18 protein-coding genes and 1 pseudogene are annotated in these 21740 nt (G+C 61.1%); 9 read left to right on the plus strand and 10 right to left on the minus strand.

The genetic code is table 11. The features are described from left to right. Positions 1-36 precede the first annotated feature (36 nt). The 4 genes and pseudogenes from EB815_RS14390 to EB815_RS14405 form a co-directional block, all read left to right on the plus strand. Complete coding sequence (locus EB815_RS14390) at positions 37-534, plus strand: hypothetical protein (protein ID WP_065005775.1); 498 nt, start codon at positions 37-39, stop codon at positions 532-534. Between the two features lie 417 nt (positions 535-951). Further along, positions 952-1116, plus strand: a complete 165-nt coding sequence (locus EB815_RS14395; protein WP_155767382.1) for a hypothetical protein — start codon at positions 952-954, stop codon at positions 1114-1116. Between the two features lie 517 nt (positions 1117-1633). Beyond that, positions 1634-2719, plus strand: a complete 1086-nt coding sequence (locus EB815_RS14400; protein ID WP_171883355.1) for an HlyD family secretion protein — start codon at positions 1634-1636, stop codon at positions 2717-2719. A gap of 32 nt (positions 2720-2751) precedes the next feature. After that, a pseudogene (locus EB815_RS14405) lies at positions 2752-3189 on the plus strand (cysteine peptidase family C39 domain-containing protein); the annotation flags it as partial. Positions 3190-3778: 589 nt separating this feature from the next. Here EB815_RS14405 and EB815_RS14410 read toward each other — a convergent pair. Beyond that, on the minus strand, positions 3779-4519 hold the full coding sequence (locus EB815_RS14410; protein WP_065005227.1) for a hypothetical protein: 741 nt from the start codon (positions 4517-4519) through the stop codon (positions 3779-3781). 1554 nt (positions 4520-6073) lie between these two features. Here EB815_RS14410 and EB815_RS14415 point away from each other — a divergent pair. Both EB815_RS14415 and EB815_RS14420 read left to right on the plus strand, forming a co-directional pair. Next, positions 6074-8497 (plus strand): phosphoketolase family protein, encoded by a 2424-nt coding sequence (locus EB815_RS14415; protein ID WP_056578968.1) that lies wholly within the window; start codon positions 6074-6076, stop codon positions 8495-8497. A 51-nt stretch (positions 8498-8548) separates the two neighbouring features. Beyond that, a complete protein-coding gene (locus EB815_RS14420) occupies positions 8549-9766 on the plus strand; it encodes an acetate/propionate family kinase (protein WP_056578446.1) in 1218 nt (405 codons plus the stop codon). Here the strand turns inward: EB815_RS14420 and EB815_RS14425 are convergent. The 4 genes from EB815_RS14425 to EB815_RS14440 form a co-directional block, all read right to left on the minus strand. Then, on the minus strand, positions 9755-10276 hold the full coding sequence (locus EB815_RS14425; RefSeq protein WP_056578442.1) for a GNAT family N-acetyltransferase: 522 nt from the start codon (positions 10274-10276) through the stop codon (positions 9755-9757). The two genes, EB815_RS14420 and EB815_RS14425, sit on opposite strands and share 12 nt — an antisense overlap. Positions 10277-10381: 105 nt before the next feature. Next, positions 10382-11029 carry a helix-turn-helix domain-containing protein gene (locus EB815_RS14430; RefSeq protein ID WP_056578439.1) on the minus strand — a complete coding sequence of 216 codons (648 nt, stop codon included), beginning with the start codon at positions 11027-11029 and terminating at the stop codon, positions 10382-10384. 412 nt (positions 11030-11441) lie between these two features. Next, complete coding sequence (locus EB815_RS14435; RefSeq protein WP_056578436.1) at positions 11442-11972, minus strand: cytochrome b/b6 domain-containing protein; 531 nt, start codon at positions 11970-11972, stop codon at positions 11442-11444. A 43-nt stretch (positions 11973-12015) separates the two neighbouring features. Beyond that, a complete protein-coding gene (locus tag EB815_RS14440; protein ID WP_056578434.1) occupies positions 12016-12294 on the minus strand; it encodes a PepSY domain-containing protein in 279 nt (92 codons plus the stop codon). 257 nt (positions 12295-12551) lie between these two features. Between EB815_RS14440 and EB815_RS14445 the strand changes: the two genes are divergently transcribed. Together EB815_RS14445 and EB815_RS14450 are read left to right on the plus strand one after the other, a co-directional pair. Further along, the gene (locus EB815_RS14445) at positions 12552-13049 is read left to right on the plus strand and encodes a cupredoxin domain-containing protein (RefSeq protein WP_056578431.1); all 498 of its coding nucleotides are present in this window, start codon (positions 12552-12554) and stop codon (positions 13047-13049) included. Between the two features lie 150 nt (positions 13050-13199). Continuing rightward, the gene (locus EB815_RS14450; protein WP_056578965.1) at positions 13200-14183 is read left to right on the plus strand and encodes a zinc-dependent alcohol dehydrogenase family protein; all 984 of its coding nucleotides are present in this window, start codon (positions 13200-13202) and stop codon (positions 14181-14183) included. Between the two features lie 14 nt (positions 14184-14197). Here EB815_RS14450 and EB815_RS14455 read toward each other — a convergent pair whose 3' ends face one another. The 5 genes from EB815_RS14455 to EB815_RS14475 all read right to left on the minus strand — a co-directional run bounded on the left by EB815_RS14455 (position 14198) and on the right by EB815_RS14475 (position 18890). After that, positions 14198-14788: an NAD(P)H-dependent oxidoreductase gene (locus EB815_RS14455; RefSeq protein ID WP_056578427.1), complete on the minus strand. Its 591-nt coding sequence runs from the start codon at positions 14786-14788 to the stop codon at positions 14198-14200. Positions 14789-14820: 32 nt separating this feature from the next. Next, complete coding sequence (locus EB815_RS14460) at positions 14821-15207, minus strand: hypothetical protein (protein ID WP_056578424.1); 387 nt, start codon at positions 15205-15207, stop codon at positions 14821-14823. Positions 15208-15292: 85 nt separating this feature from the next. Beyond that, entirely contained in the window at positions 15293-16546 is a 1254-nt protein-coding gene (locus EB815_RS14465; protein ID WP_065005230.1) for an MgtC/SapB family protein, read from the minus strand. Between the two features lie 13 nt (positions 16547-16559). Further along, entirely contained in the window at positions 16560-17009 is a 450-nt protein-coding gene (gene trxC / locus EB815_RS14470) for a thioredoxin TrxC (RefSeq protein ID WP_056578959.1), read from the minus strand. A 27-nt stretch (positions 17010-17036) separates the two neighbouring features. Next, positions 17037-18890 carry a heavy metal translocating P-type ATPase gene (locus EB815_RS14475; protein WP_065005229.1) on the minus strand — a complete coding sequence of 618 codons (1854 nt, stop codon included), beginning with the start codon at positions 18888-18890 and terminating at the stop codon, positions 17037-17039. A gap of 166 nt (positions 18891-19056) precedes the next feature. Between EB815_RS14475 and EB815_RS14480 the strand changes: the two genes are divergently transcribed. After that, positions 19057-21738, plus strand: coding sequence for a bifunctional acetate--CoA ligase family protein/GNAT family N-acetyltransferase (locus EB815_RS14480; RefSeq protein WP_056578421.1), 2682 nt, complete (start codon positions 19057-19059; stop codon positions 21736-21738). Positions 21739-21740: the final 2 nt, after the last annotated feature.

Consider the following 21740-nt stretch of genomic DNA (forward strand, 5'->3'; position numbering starts at 1 on the left):
CAGCTAACCACGGATACAGCAATTTGGGGCTATCCAATGAAGAAGCGACTTTTCGCGATACCGTTGCTACTCGCTGCGGGATTCTTGCCTGCCAATGCACAGGCGCTGCCGACCAAGCCAACGTTGGACGGCGATCTCGGAAACACGAAATCTCTGTTCGATATTTTTAAGCTCGACCACCTATATACCTTGGCGGGACATCGCAGCCACAGCAGTCACAGTTCTCACTCGAGCCACAGGTCGTCGTCGGGCGGCTATTCTTACACCCCGCCAGCGCCGAGCCAAGCCGCTCCGCTGTATAACGCGCCGTCCACGCTTGCCCCGATCTATCAACCGCCCGCTATCGCGCCAGCGCCGTCACCGCTGAAGACACTCCCAGGCAATTCCTACAAGTTCAGGGACATCGTCCAGGAGGTCCAGTTCGCGTTGCTCGCGTTCGGCTACTACAGCGAGGAGATAGACGGCGAGATGAATCCGGAGCTGAGGGCCGGGCTACTGCGCATGCAGCGATATGTCTGTATATGGCGTGACTGAGCTAACTCGGGAAGAGGCATCCTCAACTTCTGGCGGGTGGCTTCTCTGGTTATTGTTTGGAGCTTTTAGTGTCGCAGTTATAATCGCTGTCATTCTAGAACTAACGACGAAGAAGTCATGGGCCTACTACTGGTCACTATCTGGGCTAGGGAAAAGTATCTTACTTTCCCCTGACGTATCCAGCTACCTGGAGAGACTATCCACGGCCAGAACGATCTTTGGTCGTCTTTGTCGGTTTTGTCGAGTTCGTGACACTGTGTTGTTCGCCCCGATCTGCCGCCGCGCTCACAACTAAGCCGTTTTGCGGTTTCCTGTGCAGTTGGCACGACCTTTGATGATCTCGTTGTGCGGCGGCACACGCTGCTACGGTGCATTATTGCTTCATCCTGTGATTTCGAGCTCTAGGAAAGGAGAAAAATGAAGACCAATATGCAAGCCTATGGTGTGACCGAGTTAACGCGCGAAGAAGCATGTGCAACGTCCGGAGGGTGGTGGTTCTGGGCAGCGGTGGCAGGATTTGGCGCAGTTGCTGCGTTAGGACTGGCTATAGCAGCCTTGGAAAGATATCTTAAGCATCATTAAGGCGATCGACAATATTCGCAACTACCTGGGGTTGATCTCGGTCACCTCCGGGCAGCTGTCGCCTGGTTTGTCGGCGGCGTGATGTACGGCCGACGCACTCTCAGTTGGGTTGGGAACAAGCTACAGAACGCCTTTTTGGCCTCTATTTGCGTGGTCGGCATGGGTATTGCCGCCATTAGGCGCGGGGGAGTGCTGCCAAGCGGCAGGATGATCGCCGACATTCATCGTTGAATTTTTTTAAAAAAGAAAAACGATGAATACCGACATATCAGTATACGGCTTAACCGAGTCAACTCGAGAAGCGGCATCATCAACTTCCGGTGGTCTTTGGTTCATATCCTCAGTTTCTGCTGTAGTATTTCGTTGGTGTAGTACGCGCCGAAGACATGCTGGACAATTGGCAGCATCATGGATCAATATCACTGTAACCAGCGAGATCGGCATCATTATCTCACTTATTCCTGAACTCGCCAACTACACCGCAGAGAGCATCCTCTCTCGCCGATCAGGGCGATCTTTGGCCATCTACAAAGTGGTTGTGCTCTCTGTGGTTGCGGCATTGTTGTCGCTGCCACTTATTACCATATCGGTGTCTGTCCAAAGTGCCGGTATCATTCGCCCCACCGTCGAGAAGACGCCCTTGGTCGCGCCCGTCTCCGGACGCATCTCCCGCATCCTTGCCGCTGAAAACGATCTGGTTGCCCAGGGGCAAGAGATCCTCGCCCTCGATGATGGGGTGGTTGAGGAAAAGCTCAGGGCGCTTACAGGCGATATTCGCGCAAAGAGCGATTTTGCCCGTGACCTCGAAACCCTGATCTCCTCCGGCACGCAAGCCAAGGACCCGATCCGCCTCTTGACCGAGACCGCCACGGCCGAGCGCGCCCATTTCCTGAACCTTGTGCGGGAGAACCAGTATGACCGCGGTCATGCGGCTGCGGAACTTCAGCGTGCCAAGCGACTGCTCTCCGCTGCTGTAGCACCGGCAAAGGCCGTTGAGGAAAAGGCCTTCGCACTTCAGAACGTTGAGATCCAGGGCGAGATCCTCGCCCGGCGCAAATTCGCCGAATGGAACCAGCAGCTGTCCGACGTTAACCTGCGCCTTGAGGAACTCACGGCCGCCTTGCATCAGCTTGAGAGCGAACGGGACCTGACTCTCATTCGAGCCCCCGTATCAGGCGCTCTCGAGCAATTCTCGGGCCTCACTTCCAGCAGCTACGTCCAGGCCGGGCAAACCGTCGCTTGGGTTTCGCCGGATGGTGAACTGGTGGCGGAAATCTTCGTTTCTCCCAACGACATCGGCTTTGTGCGCCCCGGCCAGTCGGTGCGTCTGCAAGTGGATGCCTTCAACTACAATCAATGGGGTGTCATTGACGCGACGGTGCTCGACGTGGCGCACGACTTCACGCTGCACGACGGGAGCCCGGCCTTCAAGGTCCGCTGCGCGCTCTCTCGCCGCCATCTCGCCCTCAAGCGCGGGGTCATCGGTAACCTGAAGAAAGGCATGACCGTGCGGGCCCGCTTCCTCCTGGGCGACCGCACTGTCCTGGAACTCCTGTACAACGAGGTCGACGATTGGCTCAATCCGCTCCTGGCGAGCCACTGATTCTCCATTTTCCAAACAGTCAGCGAGCCTCTATGTCGAGCAAGATCATCAAGTTCAAGCAGCGCGACATCACCGATTGCGGTGCCGCCAGCCTTGCTTCTGTCGCGGCCTTCTATGGCTACAAGCTGCCATTGTCGCGTATCCGACAGTATGCCTCGACCGGCCGCTCCGGCACCACTGTGCTGGGCCTCATGGAAGCGGCCCGGAAGCTGGGCTTCGTTGCCAAGGGGGTAAAGGGTGGCTTCGACAGCCTATACAAGATCCCCAAGCCCGCCATCGCGCACGTCGTCGTCAGCGAGGTTCTGCATCACTTCGTCGTAGTCCAGGAGATCAACGCCAGGTGGGTCATCGTCATGGACCCAGCCTATGGTGAAATCCGCAAGCTGGCGCACGAGGAATTCAAAAAGCAATGGACTGGCGCCCTGGTGCTCCTGGTTCCCGCAGACACCTTCAAGCGCCGCGACGAGACAGCGCACAGAGCTGGTGCGAGCTGCTGGTCGACGTCAAGCGGCGTGGCTTGCAGACTTGAAGAACTCGCCTGCGTCGTCGGAGAACAGCACCGAACCGTCCGACATCTCGCGGAACTTCAATGGCCATACGTTCATCGGCGTGTCACCGCGGCGACCAGCGCTTCACGCGTGGACAAGGTTTCCGCGTATATTTTCTCGCGGTAGACGGCGTACAAAATATCTTTTCGAAGCTGGTCTTCAATACCGGCTGATGAGTCTATTGATATCGTACCGCCTTTCCACTCAAGGCGGCAGTTTGGGTAGAGGGCCTGCAGCCGAAGCATCGCGGCATCGGCGTATTTCTCGAACTGCGGCGGGATCTTCACCACACATTCGCATTCAGTAGTGTTCGAAAATTTCGTTCATGTCCCCACCCAGATCGATAATGCGCGGAGAGACATGAACAATCAACGCATATTTGCTTTTCTTTCTGTCTTTCCACTCTATCCACTCGCTAAAATACTGTATCGTCTCTCCGGCTTCGATTTGTCCTGCGTTCAGACATGGGACCAATCTTCGCCGAGCTGCACCCAACCGTGCTCGCGGCGCGTCAACGATCCTTGTCCGCCCTGGAAGCCGCGTTCTTCCGATCCTTGAGAAGTCGCGAACGAAGCTGGCGGGCCTCGACGACAAACTCATACGGGAGCACCTCAAACACTTCCTTGAGGCTGACCGGATCGTTGCGCGGCCACAGATAATAAGGATCGACGATTTCAATGATTTTTACCAAGCGAGCCCACTGGATCGGCTTCGGCGAATCGAGCAGCCGACCGCGATGCAGTAGCGCAGACGTTTCAAGGCGACGTTGACGGAGCGCCACAAGAGCGGCATCGCATACGGCCGGCAGAGTTTCGGCTGCGAGCTGGTCAAGCCAAGGTACAACCACAGCCGAAGGAATGACCGCGGCTACCTGAGCCGCCAAGACTCGGTCCTTTGAGCGCTGCGAGTTCGCCAGCGGAGCGAGCAGCGCTGCCAGTCTGTCGCCCCCCAGATGTACGCGAAGGCGCCGCTCGAGCTGCAGGCGAAGGGAAGGCTTCGCGTCCGGGTAGCGGTTCAGGAGTTCCGGGGCGGCGCTATCCGGGTCGATCTCAAGCATCAGGTCGGCGGCAGCTGGTACCTTGTGGCGCGTGAGCAAGCGTTGCGCGGCGAAATAGGCCTCTTCCGGATCCTCGCTTCGCAAATAGCCAATGGCCCCGATCGCGTTGCCGCGGTCAAATCCCGAGTGGCGGTAGGCCGCGCGCAGCAGCTCGTCTCGGGCCCGGCCGTCGCCCGCCTCGGCAAGCAGTCGCAACAGCCCGCCATCGACGATCAGGTGTCCATTCGCTCGCGAGCGCCGCAGGAAGCTGACGACCGCAGCCCTGCCCTCTGGATGGTCGATGAGTGGACGCAGGTAACCTTGGTGCGACCATGATGAACTCCCAATGTCCTGCTCTGGCAGCCAGTCAATAACGGCGCGCCGGGCATCTGCATCACGTTTCGCGGAAATGGCCTATTGCCTCTACGAGCGCTGCGCTCGAGGACGGCATTATTCCGATTACCTGTTGTGGCCACTGATCGAGCAGGAAGTTGTGAGCAGACTGACCGGCGAGTGTAAAGCAGATGGTTCGCGAAGTTGCCTCGAAGACCAGCGACATCGCCGGCTATTTGATTGGCTGGTTATTCATTTCCCCTCGGACCTCGTCCCATATCGGCGACGCCGCCGAGCGAGCGCTGCCGCGACTGCGTTTCCACCGTTTGTTCGATCAGTCCCACGGAGATTGCTTCCAACCTTCATGAACGGCATCCACGAGCGCTGCGGCTAAATCTAGGATATCGATCTCGCTCATCGGGGTCGAGAGCGCGCCAGAGCAATTCGGCGTCATCAGAAAACCCCGTTCCAGCATTCACGGTCGGCGCCACCACCACCTTAGCCGCTGAACGAGAATGCATAATGGCCTTTTTTCTGAAGCTTCCTGCGCAGTTGGCACGAGTCTTGATGTTCCCATTGCCCGGCGGCGATCTGCCTTCCGACAGTCGACCTTGACTGATCTGCATGTTCTATAAGGGAGAAAACGATGAATACGGCGGACTACTCTTTGAAGGTAACCGGCACGATTACGCCCGAGACGCTGACTGCGCTAAGGATAGAGGCCAGATGACATGTTGGTCGCAATAGAACGTGGGCAGGTCTATTGCGAAACCGTGAACCCACACTGCTTCTGTTCTATCTCAATCTGCTTCGTAATGCGAATGTCGTCCTGCGCGTAGGAAATTGCCGGCCTGAGTATGCAGAAGCTGACCGTCCGCTTGCGTGCCCATTTCCGCCGTTCTAGACCCTGTCTCCGAACGTTCGCGAACGAGGTTAGCTGCGGTCGGCTGTGTGGCGTCGCGGGAGCATACGGGACGATACGGGAAGCTTTCAGATTTTCGCCCACGAAAAACTCAACAAAATCAACGATTTTCATTCGCCCTCCGGGCCCACCATAACCATTGATTTTGTTGTTGAAAATTGCCCGCTTCCGTCGGCATTCTGAATGCCCTCCGGTACGCGTTGCGGGCGGTGCGCGCGCAGCCCTCCGCACGAGCGGAACACCTGGCCACACCCTAACCTTGATTGGGCTCCGTCAGATGTCGTCCAGGAGCTAAGCCGGCCGCTGGTCATCCGGTTTGCGGTGGATCAAAGCGTGCCCGTTCCGGCGCTACTACAGATGTCGCGAACAACATCTATCGCAAGTCCTTCAGTGTGTGCGGCCGATTGCCCTGAACCAAAGAGCGCGGGAAGCGTTTGTGCTCATTCACTGCAGGTCGATGGCACGGGCCCATGTCGCGGTACGGTGAGATGCACCAAGAGGCAATGGAGCCAGACATGACCCAACACACCTCTCCAGTCGTCCAATCCAGCCAGCTTTCCGAGCAGGAATTGCATGACATCGACGCCTATTGGCGTGCTGCCAACTATCTGACGATCGGCCAGATCTACCTGCTCGACAATCCGTTGCTGCGCGAACCGTTGCGGCTGGAGCACGTCAAGCCGCGATTGCTCGGCCATTGGGGAACGTCGCCGGGATTGAGTTTCATCTACGCGCATCTCAACCGTGTCATCCGCCTCACGGACACGAATGTCATCTACATCTGCGGTCCCGGACACGGCGGTCCGGCGATGGTGGCAAACACCTACCTGGAGGGGACTTACAGCGAATCCAATCCCGACATTGCGATGGACGAGCAAGGGATGCGCAAACTGTTCCGACAGTTCTCGTTCCCCGGCGGCGTCCCGAGCCATGCAGCACCCGATGTGCCCGGTTCTATCCATGAGGGCGGCGAGTTGGGCTATTCGCTTTCGCACGCCTATGGCGCCGCCTTCGACAATCCCGACCTTGTGGTCGCCTGCGTCGTTGGTGACGGCGAGGCTGAAACTGGGCCGCTTTCCGCCGCCTGGCATTCCAACAAATTCCTCAACCCGGCGCGCGACGGGGCGGTCCTGCCGATCCTGCATCTGAACGGCTACAAGATCGCCAATCCAACGATCCTTGCCCGAATTCCCGAAGACGAATTGCGCGCGCTGTTTATCGGCTACGGCTACGAACCGCTGTTCGTGGAAGGGCACGATCCGGCGCTGATGCATCAGCGGATGGCGAGCGTGCTCGAGGATGCGTTCGATCGGATCAAGGCTATCCAGCATGCCGCGCGCAACGGCTCCGCCGCGACGGCGTTACGACCAAAGTGGCCGATGATCGTGTTGCGCAGCCCCAAGGGCTGGACCGGTCCGAAAGAGGTCGACGGGCTGAAGACCGAGGGCTTCTGGCGCTCGCACCAGGTTCCCTTGTCAGGCCTCGCGGAAAACCCAGCGCATCTGAAGATGCTTGAGGAATGGCTGAAAAGCTACCGACCGGAAGAATTGTTCGACACCGCCGGCGCTCCTGTCGCCTCGATCCGCGCCACGGCACCCCAGGCGACGAAACGAATGAGTGCAAACCCGCACGCCAATGGCGGCCTGCTGCGCAGGTCTCTCGAACTGCCCGGGTTGCAAGATCACGCCATTGCGCTTGAGCGCCCCGGCGCCGTCAAGGCCGAGTCCACGCGGGTCATGGGCAGTTTCCTGCGCGATGTCATGCAGTTGAACGAGGCCATGAAGAACTTCCGGATCGTGGGCCCGGATGAGACTGCCTCGAACCGTCTTCAGGACGTGTTCGAAGTGACCGAGCGCGGCTGGATGGAAAAGATTCTGCCCGAAGACGTTCACCTCGGGCGCGAGGGCAGGGTTCTCGAAATCCTCTCCGAGCACACCTGCCAGGGTTGGCTCGAAGGCTACCTGCTCACCGGGCGCCACGGTCTCTTTTCCTGCTACGAGGCGTTCATCCACATCGTCGATTCCATGTTCAACCAGCATGCGAAATGGCTCGATGCCTGCCGCGCCGTCCCTTGGCGGCGGCCGATCGCATCGCTGAACTATCTGTTGTCCAGCCATGTCTGGCATCAGGAGCACAATGGCTTCAGCCATCAGGATCCGGGATTCATCGACGTGGCCCTCAACAAGAAGGCCGACATCGTGCGGGTCTACCTGCCCCCGGACGCCAACACCTTGCTGTGCGTGACCGAGCATGTGCTGCAGACCTGGAACCGCATCAACGTCATCGTCGCCGGCAAGCCGCCATCCTGGCAGTGGCTGTCGATGGACAAGGCAATCGTTCACTGCCGGGCAGGAATCGGCATCTGGGACTGGGCGTCAACGGACGATGGGGCTGAGCCCGACGTCGTGATGGCTTGTGCGGGCGATGTCCCGACCCTCGAAACGCTGGCGGCAGTGCAGATCCTCAGGCAACTGGTTCCCGATCTCAGGATCAGAGTGGTCAATATCGTCGATCTGATGACTCTTCAGCCAAAGGAATATCATCCGCACGGGCTGTCGGATCGCGAGTTCGATGCGCTGTTCACAGCCGACAAGCCGGTCATCTTTGCCTATCATGGCTATCCCTGGACGATCCATCGCCTGACCTATCGACGCACCAACCACGACAACATCCATGTGCGCGGCTACAATGAGGAGGGCACGACAACCACGCCCTTCGACATGACCGTACTGAACGGTCTCGACCGCTTTCATATCGTCCAAAGCGTCGTCGATTGGGTTCCACGACTAAAGAGCGTGCGGGTCGGCATCAAGCAGGCCATGGACAGCAAACTGCTTGAACACCGCGCCTATATTCGCGCCCATGGGCAGGATATGCCGGAAATCCTTGACTGGAAGTGGGAACAGGATGCCGATGCGGGGCCGAAGCGTCCGGATTGAGCGGACGCCCGCCCGCAAGCGCATGGGAACGGCAACATATCGGATGGCTTCATGACCGATGCGATCCTTGTCCTGAACGGCGGGTCTTCGAGCCTCAAGTTCGCCGTCTTCGAGCGACGCGACGAGCTCCCGCTGCTGCTGCGCGGCAATGTCTCCTCTATCGGTCAACAACCGCGGCTGCGTGTCGATGCCGCGGCCGGCAGGTCCAAGATCGACAAGAGCTTGGGCGAAGCACCGATCGATATTAGCACGGCGTTCGCGGCGGTTGCATCCGTGCTCGTCGACAACGATCTCCCGCGCCGCATCGACAGGGTAGGGCACAGGATCGTTCATGGCGGTCGTGATTTCACCGAAGCGACGCTGCTCGACGAACGCACGATCAAGGCATTGCGCTTGCTCGAGCCGCTGGCGCCCATCCACCAGCGGATCAATCTCGACATTGTCGCGCTGGCTGCTGAGCTCTTGCCGCGGGCCCTCCAGATCGGGTGCTTTGACACAGCGTTTCATTCGACCAGGCCGGAGCTTGCCAAAATCTACGGGCTGCCGCGCGCCCTGACTGACGCGGGCATCGTTTCCTACGGCTTTCATGGGCTGTCCTACAGCCACATCGCTGCGAAGCTGCGTGACCGCTACGGCGCGCGCGCCGGCGGTCGGGCGATCGTCGCCCATCTCGGTAGCGGCGCCAGCCTGTGCGCCATGGACGCCGGACGAAGCATCGCCACGACGATGGGGTTTTCGACCCTGGACGGCCTGGTAATGAGCACACGTTGCGGCGCGCTCGACCCAGGGGTCATCCTTCACTTGCTGCAGGAGCGGAGGTTGTCTCAGGACGAACTGGCCACGCTTCTCTACGAGCAATCAGGCCTGCTCGGAGTGTCTGGAATATCGGGTGATATGCGGACGCTGATCGACTCGGACGATTCCGCCGCCGCCGAGGCCGTCGATCTCTTCCTTTATCGGATCGGACGCGAGATAGGATCGCTGGCCGCTGCGATGGGAGGACTGGACACGCTGGTGCTGACGGCCGGCATTGGCGAAAACGCGCCGTTGGTCCGCGAAAGGATTTGCCTTGCCGCAGCCTGGCTTGGAGTCGGTCTCGACGAGAAACGAAACCGAGAGGGCGAGGAAGTGGTCAGCAACGCGACTTCCCGCGTCGATGTCCTTGTCATTCCAGCGGATGAAGAAAGCGCCGTGGCCGCGGAGATGCTCGTCCTTCGATCTGCCGAGCCCACAGCGGCTCGGAAGGGGCCAAGGCAGCTAAGCGGCTGATCGCGCCCCCAGCTCCCGCCTAACCAGGACCAGCGTCGCATCGTCGGGATCGGTCGTGACGGTGAAACCCATGTCGCGCTCGACCTCGATCGCGGCGCGGTTCTCACGGCTCTCGATCGACTCGATGGCTTCGAGGCCGAGGTCTTCGGCATATTTCGCAATATAGGCGAGTAACTCCCAGCCAACGCCCAGATGCTTGCGATCCGCGCGGATGCAGATCGCGACCTCACCGGTTCGGTCGGCTCGATCGCTTGCCAGCGTCGCAACGGCGATCAGCATCCCGTCGGTCGAGAAGGCCAGAAAATTATGGATATGCGCGTCGTCTGAACGCGTCATCGCCACCAGCCGTTCATGCGAAACTTCCTTCATGCCGCCGAGGAAGCGGAAGCGCAGGTCTTCCGGAGTCACATGGGTGAAGAACTCCGCCAGGGTTGGCTCGTCCTCGGGCCGAGCAAGGCGGACTTCGAAACGAAATCCAGTACGTGTGGTAATTGCGCTGTTCGTGGACATGGTTTGAACTCTAATCCTGGGTTGTTCTGAATGGCCAGATGCCGCGGAACCGAGTGGATATGGCTTCCTTTGGATATCTCCGTGCCACCGTTCGACGATGTCTGGTCATTCGCTCATGCAATGGAGCGCGTCGTGCTTGACGATTTCGATGCTGCGCAGGTTGAGAAGGCGGATGACGCCCTTGTCCTTCAGCCGGGTGAAGACCCGCGACACGGTCTCGATGGTCAGGCCGAGATAGTCGCCGATGTCCATGCGCGACATTGGCAGCTCGACCTGCCGCAATCCGCCCTGCCGCTCCGCCATGTCGACCAGGAAGGCGGCGACACGTTCGATGGCGTTCTGTCTTCCAAGGACCAGGAGGTGCTCCTGTGCGCGCGTCAGACCCTTGAGCGCCAACGGCAGCAACTGCCGGGACATGTCCGCCCCGGCAGCCAGGCGGAAGACGCGGACGCCGGTGGCGTTGATCGCCTCGGCGAAGAAATGATGCGTCGAGTCGGCTTCGAAGCCGAAAGTCTCGCCGGCGAGGTGAAAGGCGCTGATCTGCCGGCGACCGTCGGCAAGCAGGCGGTAGATGCGCACGGCGCCGAACTCGACCTGATAGAAAGCACTGGCCTTCCCGCCCTGGGCATAGATTTCCGCGCCGGCGGGGAAAAAGCTCACCGGCTGCAGCGGCGCCGGGTCGAATGCGTCCGGCAGGCTTGGTTGAACAGAATGCGACTGCAGTGAAATTCTGGAGACGGTGTAAGCGTGCATGGCTGTTTTCCCGGTTGTTCCGTGACACAGCAATCGCGCGAATCCGCGGGGCGCGAAATTCGGTTATATCCCTACGGGAAACTACCTAGCCGCGCGGATTGTTGATCCACATCAAGTGGCCAGGCGCGCCGGTCGCTTAAGTCCTCCTTTGATTTGGCAATAGCAACGGGGGTCGTTTCGTTGCGCCGAAAAGGCCGGTGGGCAGCGATGTATCTTCCGCAATTCATGGTCGGAATCTGTTTGACGTCGGGCATCGTGGCTCTATCTGGGTCGCTGCACCAATGCCTGCTCTTATCTTGTCCTCTCCGCCCATGTCGCATCGCGCTTCCAGGGCCATCTCGAACAAGGACCGACCGACTTGCGCCCCGAAACCGGCCAGGGCGCAAATCGGATTTGGTCTACTGGCAGGTCGTCAGGCGATGTCCACCGGCTCGGCTTTGCGTTTTCGCCCCGTGATCATGGCCCGTACCAGGTTTTCGCGATGACGAAGGCTTGCCAGCGCGACGCCGCCTATATGAAAAAGGACCAGCACAAGTAGGCCGTGCGCGCTCAGGCTGTGCGCCGTTTCGACCCACGAGACGCCGAAATAGGCGTCCGTCGTCATCAGCCAACCGGTCAGTGCGGTTGACCCCATCGCCGCGATCAGCACGACAACCATTGCACCGCCGGCCGGGTTGTGGCCGATGTAGCGGGCTTCGCGACCGCTCAGTATTGCATAGAGATAGCGCAGCACCGTCGCCGGGTCGCGCACGAATTGAGAGAACCGCGCATAGGGCGTGCCCAGAAAGCCCCATAAGAGCCGCATTGCGACCAGCGCGGCAGCGGTGTAGCCGGCCCAATGGTGAATGCCCTCGGAGGAATGGGAGGTGAGCCAGGCCGTGACGAAGCTGAGCACAAGCGCCCAGTGGAAACTCCGCACGACCCGGTCCCAGACGCGCACCATCTCCGGCGATGCTTGCGCGTCCGCGGCTATGGAAATGTTTGGATCAGTTTTCGCCGGCTTCGGCATTGTCGAGCTTTTCAAGGGTCTCGGCATTGTAAGCCAGATTCACTTTCTTGCCGGCCTTGTCGACCGCGTAGACCTCGTAACAACCCTTCTCGACCTTGATCTGGCGGACGGTGAGGCCTTCGCCGGTCAATTGCGCCTCGAGCGTTGCCTTGGGCTTGAATTGTGATTTCGGGGCGGTGCTGCAGCTGCCGCTGGCGGCGAGCGCCGGTCCCGCGATCATGCCAGCGAGAGCGGCGAGGACGAGTGTGCGATACATGATGGCTCCATTCGGGATTGGGCGCCGAAGTTGCGCCTGCGGGTGGGACTTCGATCGGTCTTGTCAGACGGCGATTTCACCGTCATTGGTCGAAATAGCGCGTTCAACCTGACAACTGGCTGACAGTTGGGCCGGGGCCGCAGATCGGGCTCGCGCCGGCCGGTTTGATCTGGCGCAAAGACGGCGGGTGATTCAGCGAACAGGATGACCGCCAGGATGTAGAGCGCTTCTGCTGCCGTCCCTGAAAGAGGATCACCATGGAAACCATATCGAGGAGAGTGGCGCTTGGGCTTGTGGCCGCAACGCTGATGGCGGGCAGTGCTGGCGCTGCCCAGGCTGCCGAACTTGTTCAGGTTTCGCTGTGGGACAAGGGCGCGAGTACGGAGATGCCGATGGGTCTTGCTTATGCAATGCCAGGACTCGATCTCTCCAAGGCCACCATGGGCATCAAGGCTTCCCCCGGAGCGGTGAAGGCCGGGAAGGTCACATTCAATGTGAAGAATGACTCCAAGGACACCGTTCACGAAATGATCGTGATGTACCTTGCCGATCCCCGCAAGCCACTTCCTTACGTTGAGGCCGAGAACCGGGTCGACGAAGACAAGGCCGGCGACAAGGGCGAAGTTTCCGAGCTTGATCCCGGTAAATCGGGCACGTTGACTGTCGAACTGAAGGCCGGAAAATACCTGCTCATCTGTAACGTGCCAGGTCACTTTGGAGCCGGCATGTGGACCGAGTTCACCGTCGATCCATAAACCCCTGCACAAGGCAGCGCTGGGAGGCAGTGACCTGTCGCAGGTTTCGAAAGCCTGCCGGGATCGCATCCCATCGCCTGATGTCGGGCATGGCGAAAGGAGTGGATCGTAATCCGCTCCGTTCGTTTGCGGGGCAACATGGAGCGCGTCATGAGAGCAATGGTGCTCGAAAGCATAGGCACTCGCTTGAGACTGGTCGACAGATCCGACCCCTTACCGGGGGTGGGCGAGATCAGGTTGAAGGTCGAGGCATGCGCTGTCTGTCGAACCGATCTGCATGTCATTGATGGCGATCTGCGTCATCCAAAACTGCCGCTGACTCCCGGTCACGAAATCGTCGGCATGGTCGATTCCGTGGGCAAGGGCGTGGCGCGTTCAAGGATCGGGCGCAGGGTTGGCGTCCCTTGGCTTGGACACACCTGCGGACATTGTCCCTACTGCATCGCTGACAGTGAAAATCTTTGCGATCAGCCAGATTTCACCGGCTACACACGCGATGGCGGCTTTGCCAGCCTTGTCATTGCCGACGCGCAATTCGCCTTCGATCTGGACCAGGATGCCGATCCCGTATCGCTGGCGCCGTTGCTCTGCGCCGGCCTGATCGGCTGGAGATGCCTGAAGAAAGCCGGTGACGGCAAGCGGCTCGGGATCTACGGCTTCGGCGCCGCCGCGCATATCGTCGCCCAGATCGCGATCTGGCAAGGCCGTGAGATTTTCGCTGTCACCCGGCCCGGTGATGAGCAAGCACAGGATTTCGCGCGCTCGCTTGGAGCGAGTTGGGCGGGCGGTTCGGATCAACCTCCGCCCAGGCAGCTCGATGCCGCGATCATCTTCGCTCCTGTGGGCGACCTGGTGCCGATCGCGCTTGGTGCCGTCCGCAAGGGCGGCCGGGTGGTTTGTGGCGGCATCCACATGAGCGACGTTCCGGCGATGGCCTACGAATTGCTCTGGGGAGAGCGTGAACTGGTGTCGGTTGCAAACCTGACGCGCCGCGACGCCGAAGAGTTCTTTCCCATTGCCAAGCGCGCGCAGGTACGCACCCACACCAAGGTCTACCCGCTGGAACAGGCCAATCAGGCATTGGACGATCTGAGGCAAGGCAGATTGAACGGCGCCGCCGTCCTGGTGCCGTGATTGACGCTTGAGGATTATCTGGCTCGCTCGCCGAGATCTCGGATCTGGCTGATCCACTTCGCCCTGGTCGCATCGCTGGCGCCGGCGACCATGCCGAACAAGGTCTCACGCACCGGACTGATGCCGACAAGATGCAGGATGCTCCGCTTCATGCCGGCGATGCCGTGTCCAAGAAACCATAGCCGGTAAAGAGCGGAAGGCATGCCCATCGTCACCACAACGCGCGCGGTGCGGCCGCGAAGCAATGTCTTGGTGAAGCCGCCGCCCTTGTCCGGATAGGCAAAAGCGGTTCCCGGCCGCATGACCTGTTCCAGAAATGCCTTGAGCATGGCCGGCATAGTCCCAAGCCACAGCGGAAAAACAAAGACAATGTGCTCCGCCCAGACAATCGCTTCGGCTGCGTCCTTCAACTCGTAGGGAATCGAACCGTGCTCGAACTCCTGCATTGTTCGCAGCATTGGAAAATCGATCGCCGCCAGATCGACCCGGCGGACGGCGTGCCCCGCCTTCTCCGCGCCCTCGCCATAGGCCCTGGCGAGACCGCGGCAGAGCCGGTCCGGGGATGGGTCGGGATGGCCGACCACAATCAAGATGCGTCGCGACACAGTCTACTCCCAGCGAGCCTGAGGTTGTCGCTTCAGGGGCGCTCCACCCTCGCCACCTGGTAGGTATGCATGGCGCCGTTGCGCTCGATCGACACATACTCGCCAGTCACGAACCGTTCGTCGCCGAGATGAAAGCCGATTTCATCATCGCGGTCGCCTTCGGCGTAGTCGAAATACCACTGCCCGCCGGGCTTGCGCCTCAACCGGCCGATCAAATCCTCCTCGCCGGTGCGAAAGCGGCGAACGCGGCAAGAGGCTCTGTGCGATTTCCACTCTTCCGCATCGATCCGCCCTTCGCCAGTCAACGGAGCCAACACGTCGTAGCCCTCTTCGCGGTCGCCTTCCGGGTGGCCCTTTTCACGGGCTAGCAGCAGCCGGACATTGCGGAATTTCGGGGTGAGGTCTTTCAAACTGGTCATGGCGAACTCCTTTACGGAGTTTCATAGAGCGGTGGCGGGACCTGGCCCTTGATCCGCATCAAAAGAAAGCCCGAGCGCAGCACTTCTATCCAGGACCGGGCAACAGCAGGGCGCAGATGCCCATGGCCGCGGCGATCAGTGTTGTGACGGCCAGTGGCAACCAGAACCTGACCGGACCAGCAAATACCGCGAGCGACAGGCGACCGATCGCGTTTGCTGCCAGCGCCGCGAGCACGGCCTGGCCCACGGTCTCGACCGACACGGAATGCTTGACCAGGCGCAGCGCGCCAAGCACCGAGACATCGACATCGAATGCGCCGGCCAGCGCCGAACTCGCCAGCAGACCGCGCCCACCGAATTGAGCGGCCAGCCCCGCACTTGCGGTCGCGACGACGGCAAAGAGCAAGGCGAAGAGCAGCAACGGGCCCAGTTCGAATGGATTGCGCGCGGTCGCGCTGCCTTCACCGTTCCCGCTGTCACGAAACAGCAGCAATGCGCCGCAGACGGCGAAGGCAAGCGCCGCGGCGATAGCCGGAATGACGACCGACGCGAGCACGCTTGGCTCGACGATCAGAACCACGGCGCAGACGCGGAGCACCGAAACCACTGCGGCCAGGGATGCCGCCCCGGCGAGCGGCAGCGGATTGCTTGCCGACGCGGCATTGCGGGCAAGCGCCAAGGTCACCGCTGTGGAAGAGACGATTGCACCGGTCAGCGAACTGACCAGCAGCCCTCGCGTATTTCCCAGAATGCGAACAGCCACGTAGCCGGCGAACGAAATCGAGGCCATCAGCACCGTCAGGAACCAGATTTCCCAAGGATTGAAACCGCCCCACGGGTCCATTGTCCGGTTTGGCAGCAAGGGCAAGACGATCGCCGTCATCACCGCAAGGATCAGCGCCGACCGGAGTTCGACCCAGGTCAGTCGCTTCAAAAGACCGTGCAGGACCTCGCGGCTGGCCAGGATTGCCGCCAGCGCCGCCCCTCCGGCGGCGGCGGCACGATAATCGCCGGCGACGGAAAGCGCGCCAAGGGCAAAAACGCCCAGGCCCGCGATCACGCTGGTGACACTGAAATCCTCGTCATGGGCAGCCTCGCGCGCCTTGTACCAGGCAAGGATTGCCGCAAAGGCGATGAAGCCGCCGACCAGCACTGATACGGAGCCTAGTGCATTCGCCAGCGCCGCGAGCACGCCACCAAGCAGGCCGGATATGCCGAATGTCCGGATGCCAGCTGTGCGACTGCGATCGGGGGCATCCCGCTCCTGCCAACCACGCTCCAAGCCGACAAGAAGACCTATTGCGAGGGCCAGTCCAAGCCGGGTGATGAGCGGATCCATTGGCGCGACGACTTCAGGCGGCGACCGTTGGTAGACGGTCACGAACCCACCTGACAATCTGGCCTGCCGTCATTGCGCCGGATGTGCGCGCGACTTCGCGCCCGCCATGGAACAGGATCATGGTCGGGATGCCACGGATGCCGAGCCTGGCCGCGACGGCCTGCGCATTGTCGGAGTTGAGTTTGATCAGGCGAACATGCGGTTCCAGTTCACTTGCCGCCGCTTCATAGGCCGGCGCCATCATCTTGCAGGGGCCGCACCAAGGTGCCCAGATGTCGACAACAACGGGCAGGCTGGTGCGTGCGATCTGACGATCGAAACCAGCGGCGTCGACATCTTCGGGATGCCCCGAAAACAGCCTGGTCCCGCACTTTCCGCATTTTGCCTCAATGGCATTGCAGGCGGGCGGCAGGCGGTTGACCCCACCACATTTGCCGCAAACCACCATATCTTGCTGTGTCATGGCCATTCACCGATTTGTTCTGGACCACTATGCGCGCCACAGATGCCCGTCGCCAAGGGTGCGCAACGCGTTCAGGATAACCGCCACGTCGATCCCTTCCTGAAGCAGCGCTCCGGCAACCGGGGTGATCTGCCCCATGGCCGCCGCGATCATTGCCAGCCCGGACAGCGCCAGCCCAGCGATGATGCTTTGCAAGGCGATCGATCGCGTACGCCGTGCAATCCGGACCGCATCGGCGACGGGCTGCAGCCTGTCGGTCAGGACAATGACGTCCGCCGCCTCGGAGGAGGCGGTCGCACCTCGTGCGCCCATCGCTACGCCGACCGTTGCCGCCGCAAGCGCGGGGGCATCGTTGATGCCGTCGCCGACCATCATCGTCGGTGCCGAGGCTTTCTCGGCTGTGACCGTCGCGACTTTTTCGGCAGGGGTCGCATCGGCGACCAGGGCGTCGAGGTCGAGCAAGGCGGAGGTGCGCTTGGCCGCGGCGCCGTCGTCGCCCGTGAGCATGACCATGCGCGTTATGCCGGCAGAGCGCAGTCTGCCGAGTGTATCGTGCGCATCAAGACGCAGGGCGTCGCCGAACGTGAACACACCGGCAAGCCGTCCGCCGAGTGCCACAAAAACCCTGAGTACGGGCTCATCCCGGTATTTTTCTTCGCCGCTTTCCGCCCAGCCGGGCAACGGCTTGTCGGCGAGCACGAGCGCCCGCGATCCCGCCACGATCGCCATGTCGTCGACCCGGCCCTTCAGGCCGGCACCGCGATGCTCGTGGACATCACGCGGATGCGAAAGCACCAACTGCCTGCCGCGCGCCGCCCGGATGATCGAGTCGGCGAGCACGTGGTGCGATGCCTGTTCCAGGGATGCCAAGAGCCGCAGCAAATGGTTCGCGTCACGGCCGGGCGCAGCTTCGATTTCGATGAGTTCGGCGCCGCCGATGGTCAAGGTTCCGGTCTTGTCGAAGATCGCGGTTCGGACTTGCGCAAGCGCCTCCAGCGCCGTGCTGCCTTTCATCAGGATGCCGGCACGCGCGGCGCGCGATACGCCACCGATGAAGGCAACGGGCGCGGCGAGGATGAGCGGGCAGGGCGTTGCGACGACCAGCACCGCAAGCGCTCTGATTGGGTCGCCGGAAACATACCAGGCGGCACCGGAAACCAGCAATGTGACCGGCAGAAGGAACAGGGCAAAGCGGTCGGCCATGCGAATGAACGGGGATTTAGCGGTCTGCGCTGCAGCGACCATGCGCACGATCGCGGCATAAGTGCTTTGTTCCGCGAGGGCGGAAGCCCGCATGTTGAAGGTCTCGCCGGCGTTGACGGTGCCGCTGCGCAGCATATCCCCTGCGCTCCGCCGTTCCGGCAGCGGTTCTCCGCTAACCGCCGACTCGTCGAGAGCGGCCGAAGCATCGAGCAGGATGCCATCGACTGGGAGTAGCTCGCCCGCCCGGACCAGAAGCTCGTCACCGACAGCCACGTCTTCGACGGAGATTGTCTCTGTCCCCAGTGTTGATGTTCGGTGGGCGACACGCGGCGATCGGTCCGTCAATGCCTTGAGGTTCCGTTCCGCGCGGCCACGAGCGAAATCCTCAAGCACGGTGCCGCCTGCATACATGATCGCGACCACCACTGCCGCCAGAGGCTCGCCGAGCAAGAGCGCAGCGGACATCGACACCAGCGCAATCGCATCGACGCCAAAGCGGCCGATCCAGAAATCACGGAGGATAGAGATGGCGAGAGCCGCCACCACGGGCAAGGTCGCCACCGTCCAGATCGTGTTGGCGTCAAGAGGGCCGAACCCGGTTCGCCACGCTCCGATTCCAATGGCGAGACCCAGGATGGCAATGACCAGCAATGCGCGTCGCAAGGTGGACTCGTTCATGCGATGCCTTTCGATTTGATCGATGCTCGCCAATTATCACCAGCGCTGACGGGGCGCGTCGAACTCGGGCAACAGCTAATAGCGAGAACCGGAGAACGCTTTGATCCAACGCAACGAACGGGCAAGATCGACGGGCGATCATCGCTACGAACAGGAGGCATGAGGGGTGACGATCCGAAATCTCGAACATGCGTTCGCCCCGAAGTCCGTTGCTGTCTTCGGTGCGTCGGTGCGCGAAGGCTCCGTCGGCCGTGTCGTTTTCGACAACATCGTCAGCGGTGGCTTCGAGGGCGACATCTGGCCGGTCAACCCGAAATATTCCGAGGTCGCCGATCGGCAATGCTATGCCAAAGCGGCCGATCTGCCTGATGTCCCAGACCTTGGTGTCATCGTCACGCCGCCTGAGACAGTTCCCGGCATCGTGCGCGACCTCGCTGAAAAGGGCACGCGGGCGGCGGTCGTGATCACAGCCGGGCTGACGCGCGAAAATGGCCTGCGCCAGGCGATGCTCGATGCTGCCAAGCCCACGCTCTTCCGCATCATCGGACCGAATACGGTCGGGCTGATGATCCCGCTGATGAAGCTTAATGCCGGATTTGCGCATATGGCCGCCAAGCCCGGCAACATCGCGCTGCTGTCTCAATCCGGCGCCATTGCCACGTCGCTGATCGATTGGGCGGCCGACAACAATGTCGGGTTCTCCCAGATCGTCTCCCTTGGCGACATGGCGGATGTCGACGTCGGAGATTGTCTCGACATGCTGGCGGGCGATGCGCGCACCCGCGCTATCGTCATGTATCTCGAAACAATTCCCAATCCGCGCAAATTCATCTCGGCCGCTCGGGCGGCGGCGCGGATCAAGCCGGTGATCGCAATAAAATCGGGTCGGCACGAGCAATCGGCCAAAGCGGCCGCGACCCATACCGGCGCACTATCGGGGGCCGACCGTGTTGTCGATGCGGCATTGCTGAGGGCAGGCATCCTGCGCGTCAAAGGCCTGACCGAGCTGTTTGATGCCGCCGAGACGATCGCCCGCTTCAGTCCCCTCAAGAGAGCCCGTGTTGCCATCGTCACCAACGGCGGTGGGGCAGGGGTATTGGCCATCGATCAACTCATCGACTGTAAAGGAGAATTGGCAGCGCTTTCTCCTGCCACCATCGAACGCCTGAATACCATGTTGCCGTCGACATGGTCGCATGCCAATCCGGTCGACATCATTGGTGACGCCCCGCCGGAGCGCTACAGGGCCGCTGTCCAAGCAGTTGCCGCCGACCCCGGCACGGACGTCATGCTGGTGATGAACTGTCCGACCGGGTTGAGCTCACCGCTTGCCGCGGCAAGTGCGGTGGCGGTACTCGCAAGGGAAGGGATGATCGCCGGCAAGCCAGTCCTCACCTGCTGGCTCGGGGAACACACTGCCCGCGCCGGGCGACGTGTTCTTCAGGATGCCGGCATTGCCAGCTTCGAGACGCCAGCGGATGCCGCAACGGCCGTCTCCTACCTCAGCGAGTGGTCGCGTGCCCAGCGGGCATTGATGCGCACCCCGTCGAGCCGCGGCGAGGACATTACGAGCCACCGAGAAGCCGTGCTCGCCATATTCAGGCAGGCCGCGGGGGAAGGGCGGCGAATGCTGACCGAGCCCGAAGCCAAGGCAGCAATTTCCGCCTATGGCATACCGGTGCCCGAGACGATCGTCGCCAGATCTCCTGTCGAAGCGGAGGCGGCCGCCAGCCGGCTCCTCAAGACGTCCGGGCAGGTCGCCGTCAAACTGTTGTCCAAGGCGATCTCGCACAAGTCGGACATTGGCGGCGTGGTGCTCAACATTGCCGATGCCGCCGCCGCGGGGGAAGCCGCATGCGCCATCGAGGCGCGCGTGCGCAAGCACGCACCGCAAGCCGATATTGAAGGCTATGCCGTTCAGCCGATGGTGGTGCGAAAACAGGCGCAGGAACTCATCCTCGGCATGAGCCAGGATGCGATCTTCGGGCCTGCCATCCTGTTTGGAGCAGGCGGCGTCTCCGTCGAGGTGATGGATGACACGGCGATAGCATTGCCGCCGCTCGACGACGTTCTCGCCGGTGACCTGATCGGGCAAACGCGGATCGGCCGCCTGCTGGCCGGATTCCGCGATCGCAAGCCTGCTGATCGGCAGGCGATCATCACGGCGCTGAACGGCCTGTCACAGATGATCGTCGACTTTCCGTGCCTTGTTTCAATGGACATCAATCCGTTGCTCGCCGATTCCGCCGGCGTGATCGCGCTCGATGCCCGTATCGAGATCGAGCCGGAACGCGTGGAGGAGCCGGGGCCGAATCGGGCGCTTGCCATCCGGCCCTATCCGTCGGGTTGGGAAAGACAGTTTTCGGCCGACGGCATGCGTTACCATATCCGGCCGATCAAGCCGGCCGACATCGCGCTCTATCCGGATTTCCTCACCCGGATTTCGCCTGACGATCTGCGCCTGCGTTTTCTGTCGCCGCGCAAGAGCTTCTCCGACCAGATGTTGAAGCGGCTTACCCAGCTCGATTATGACCGCAACATGGCTTTCGTCGCATTGGACACGAGCACTGGCGCGCTGGCGGGCATCAGCCGGCTATCCTGCGACCCCGACCACGTCGACGCCGAATACGCATTGTTGGTGCGGACGGACTTGCAGGGACATGGCCTGGGTTGGGAATTGCTCAGCCAGATCGTCGACTATGCAAGAGCGGATGGGATCCGCCGCATCGAAGGCGTCGTGCTGAGCGAAAACAGCAAGATGCTGGCCATGTGCCGCGAGTTTGGCTTCTCGATCAGGCATCTTCCGAACGAGCCCGGCCTTGTCGAGGCCAAGCTCGAACTCGGTTGAGA

Source organism: Mesorhizobium loti, from assembly GCF_013170705.1.
Lineage (GTDB): Bacteria > Pseudomonadota > Alphaproteobacteria > Rhizobiales > Rhizobiaceae > Mesorhizobium > Mesorhizobium loti_D.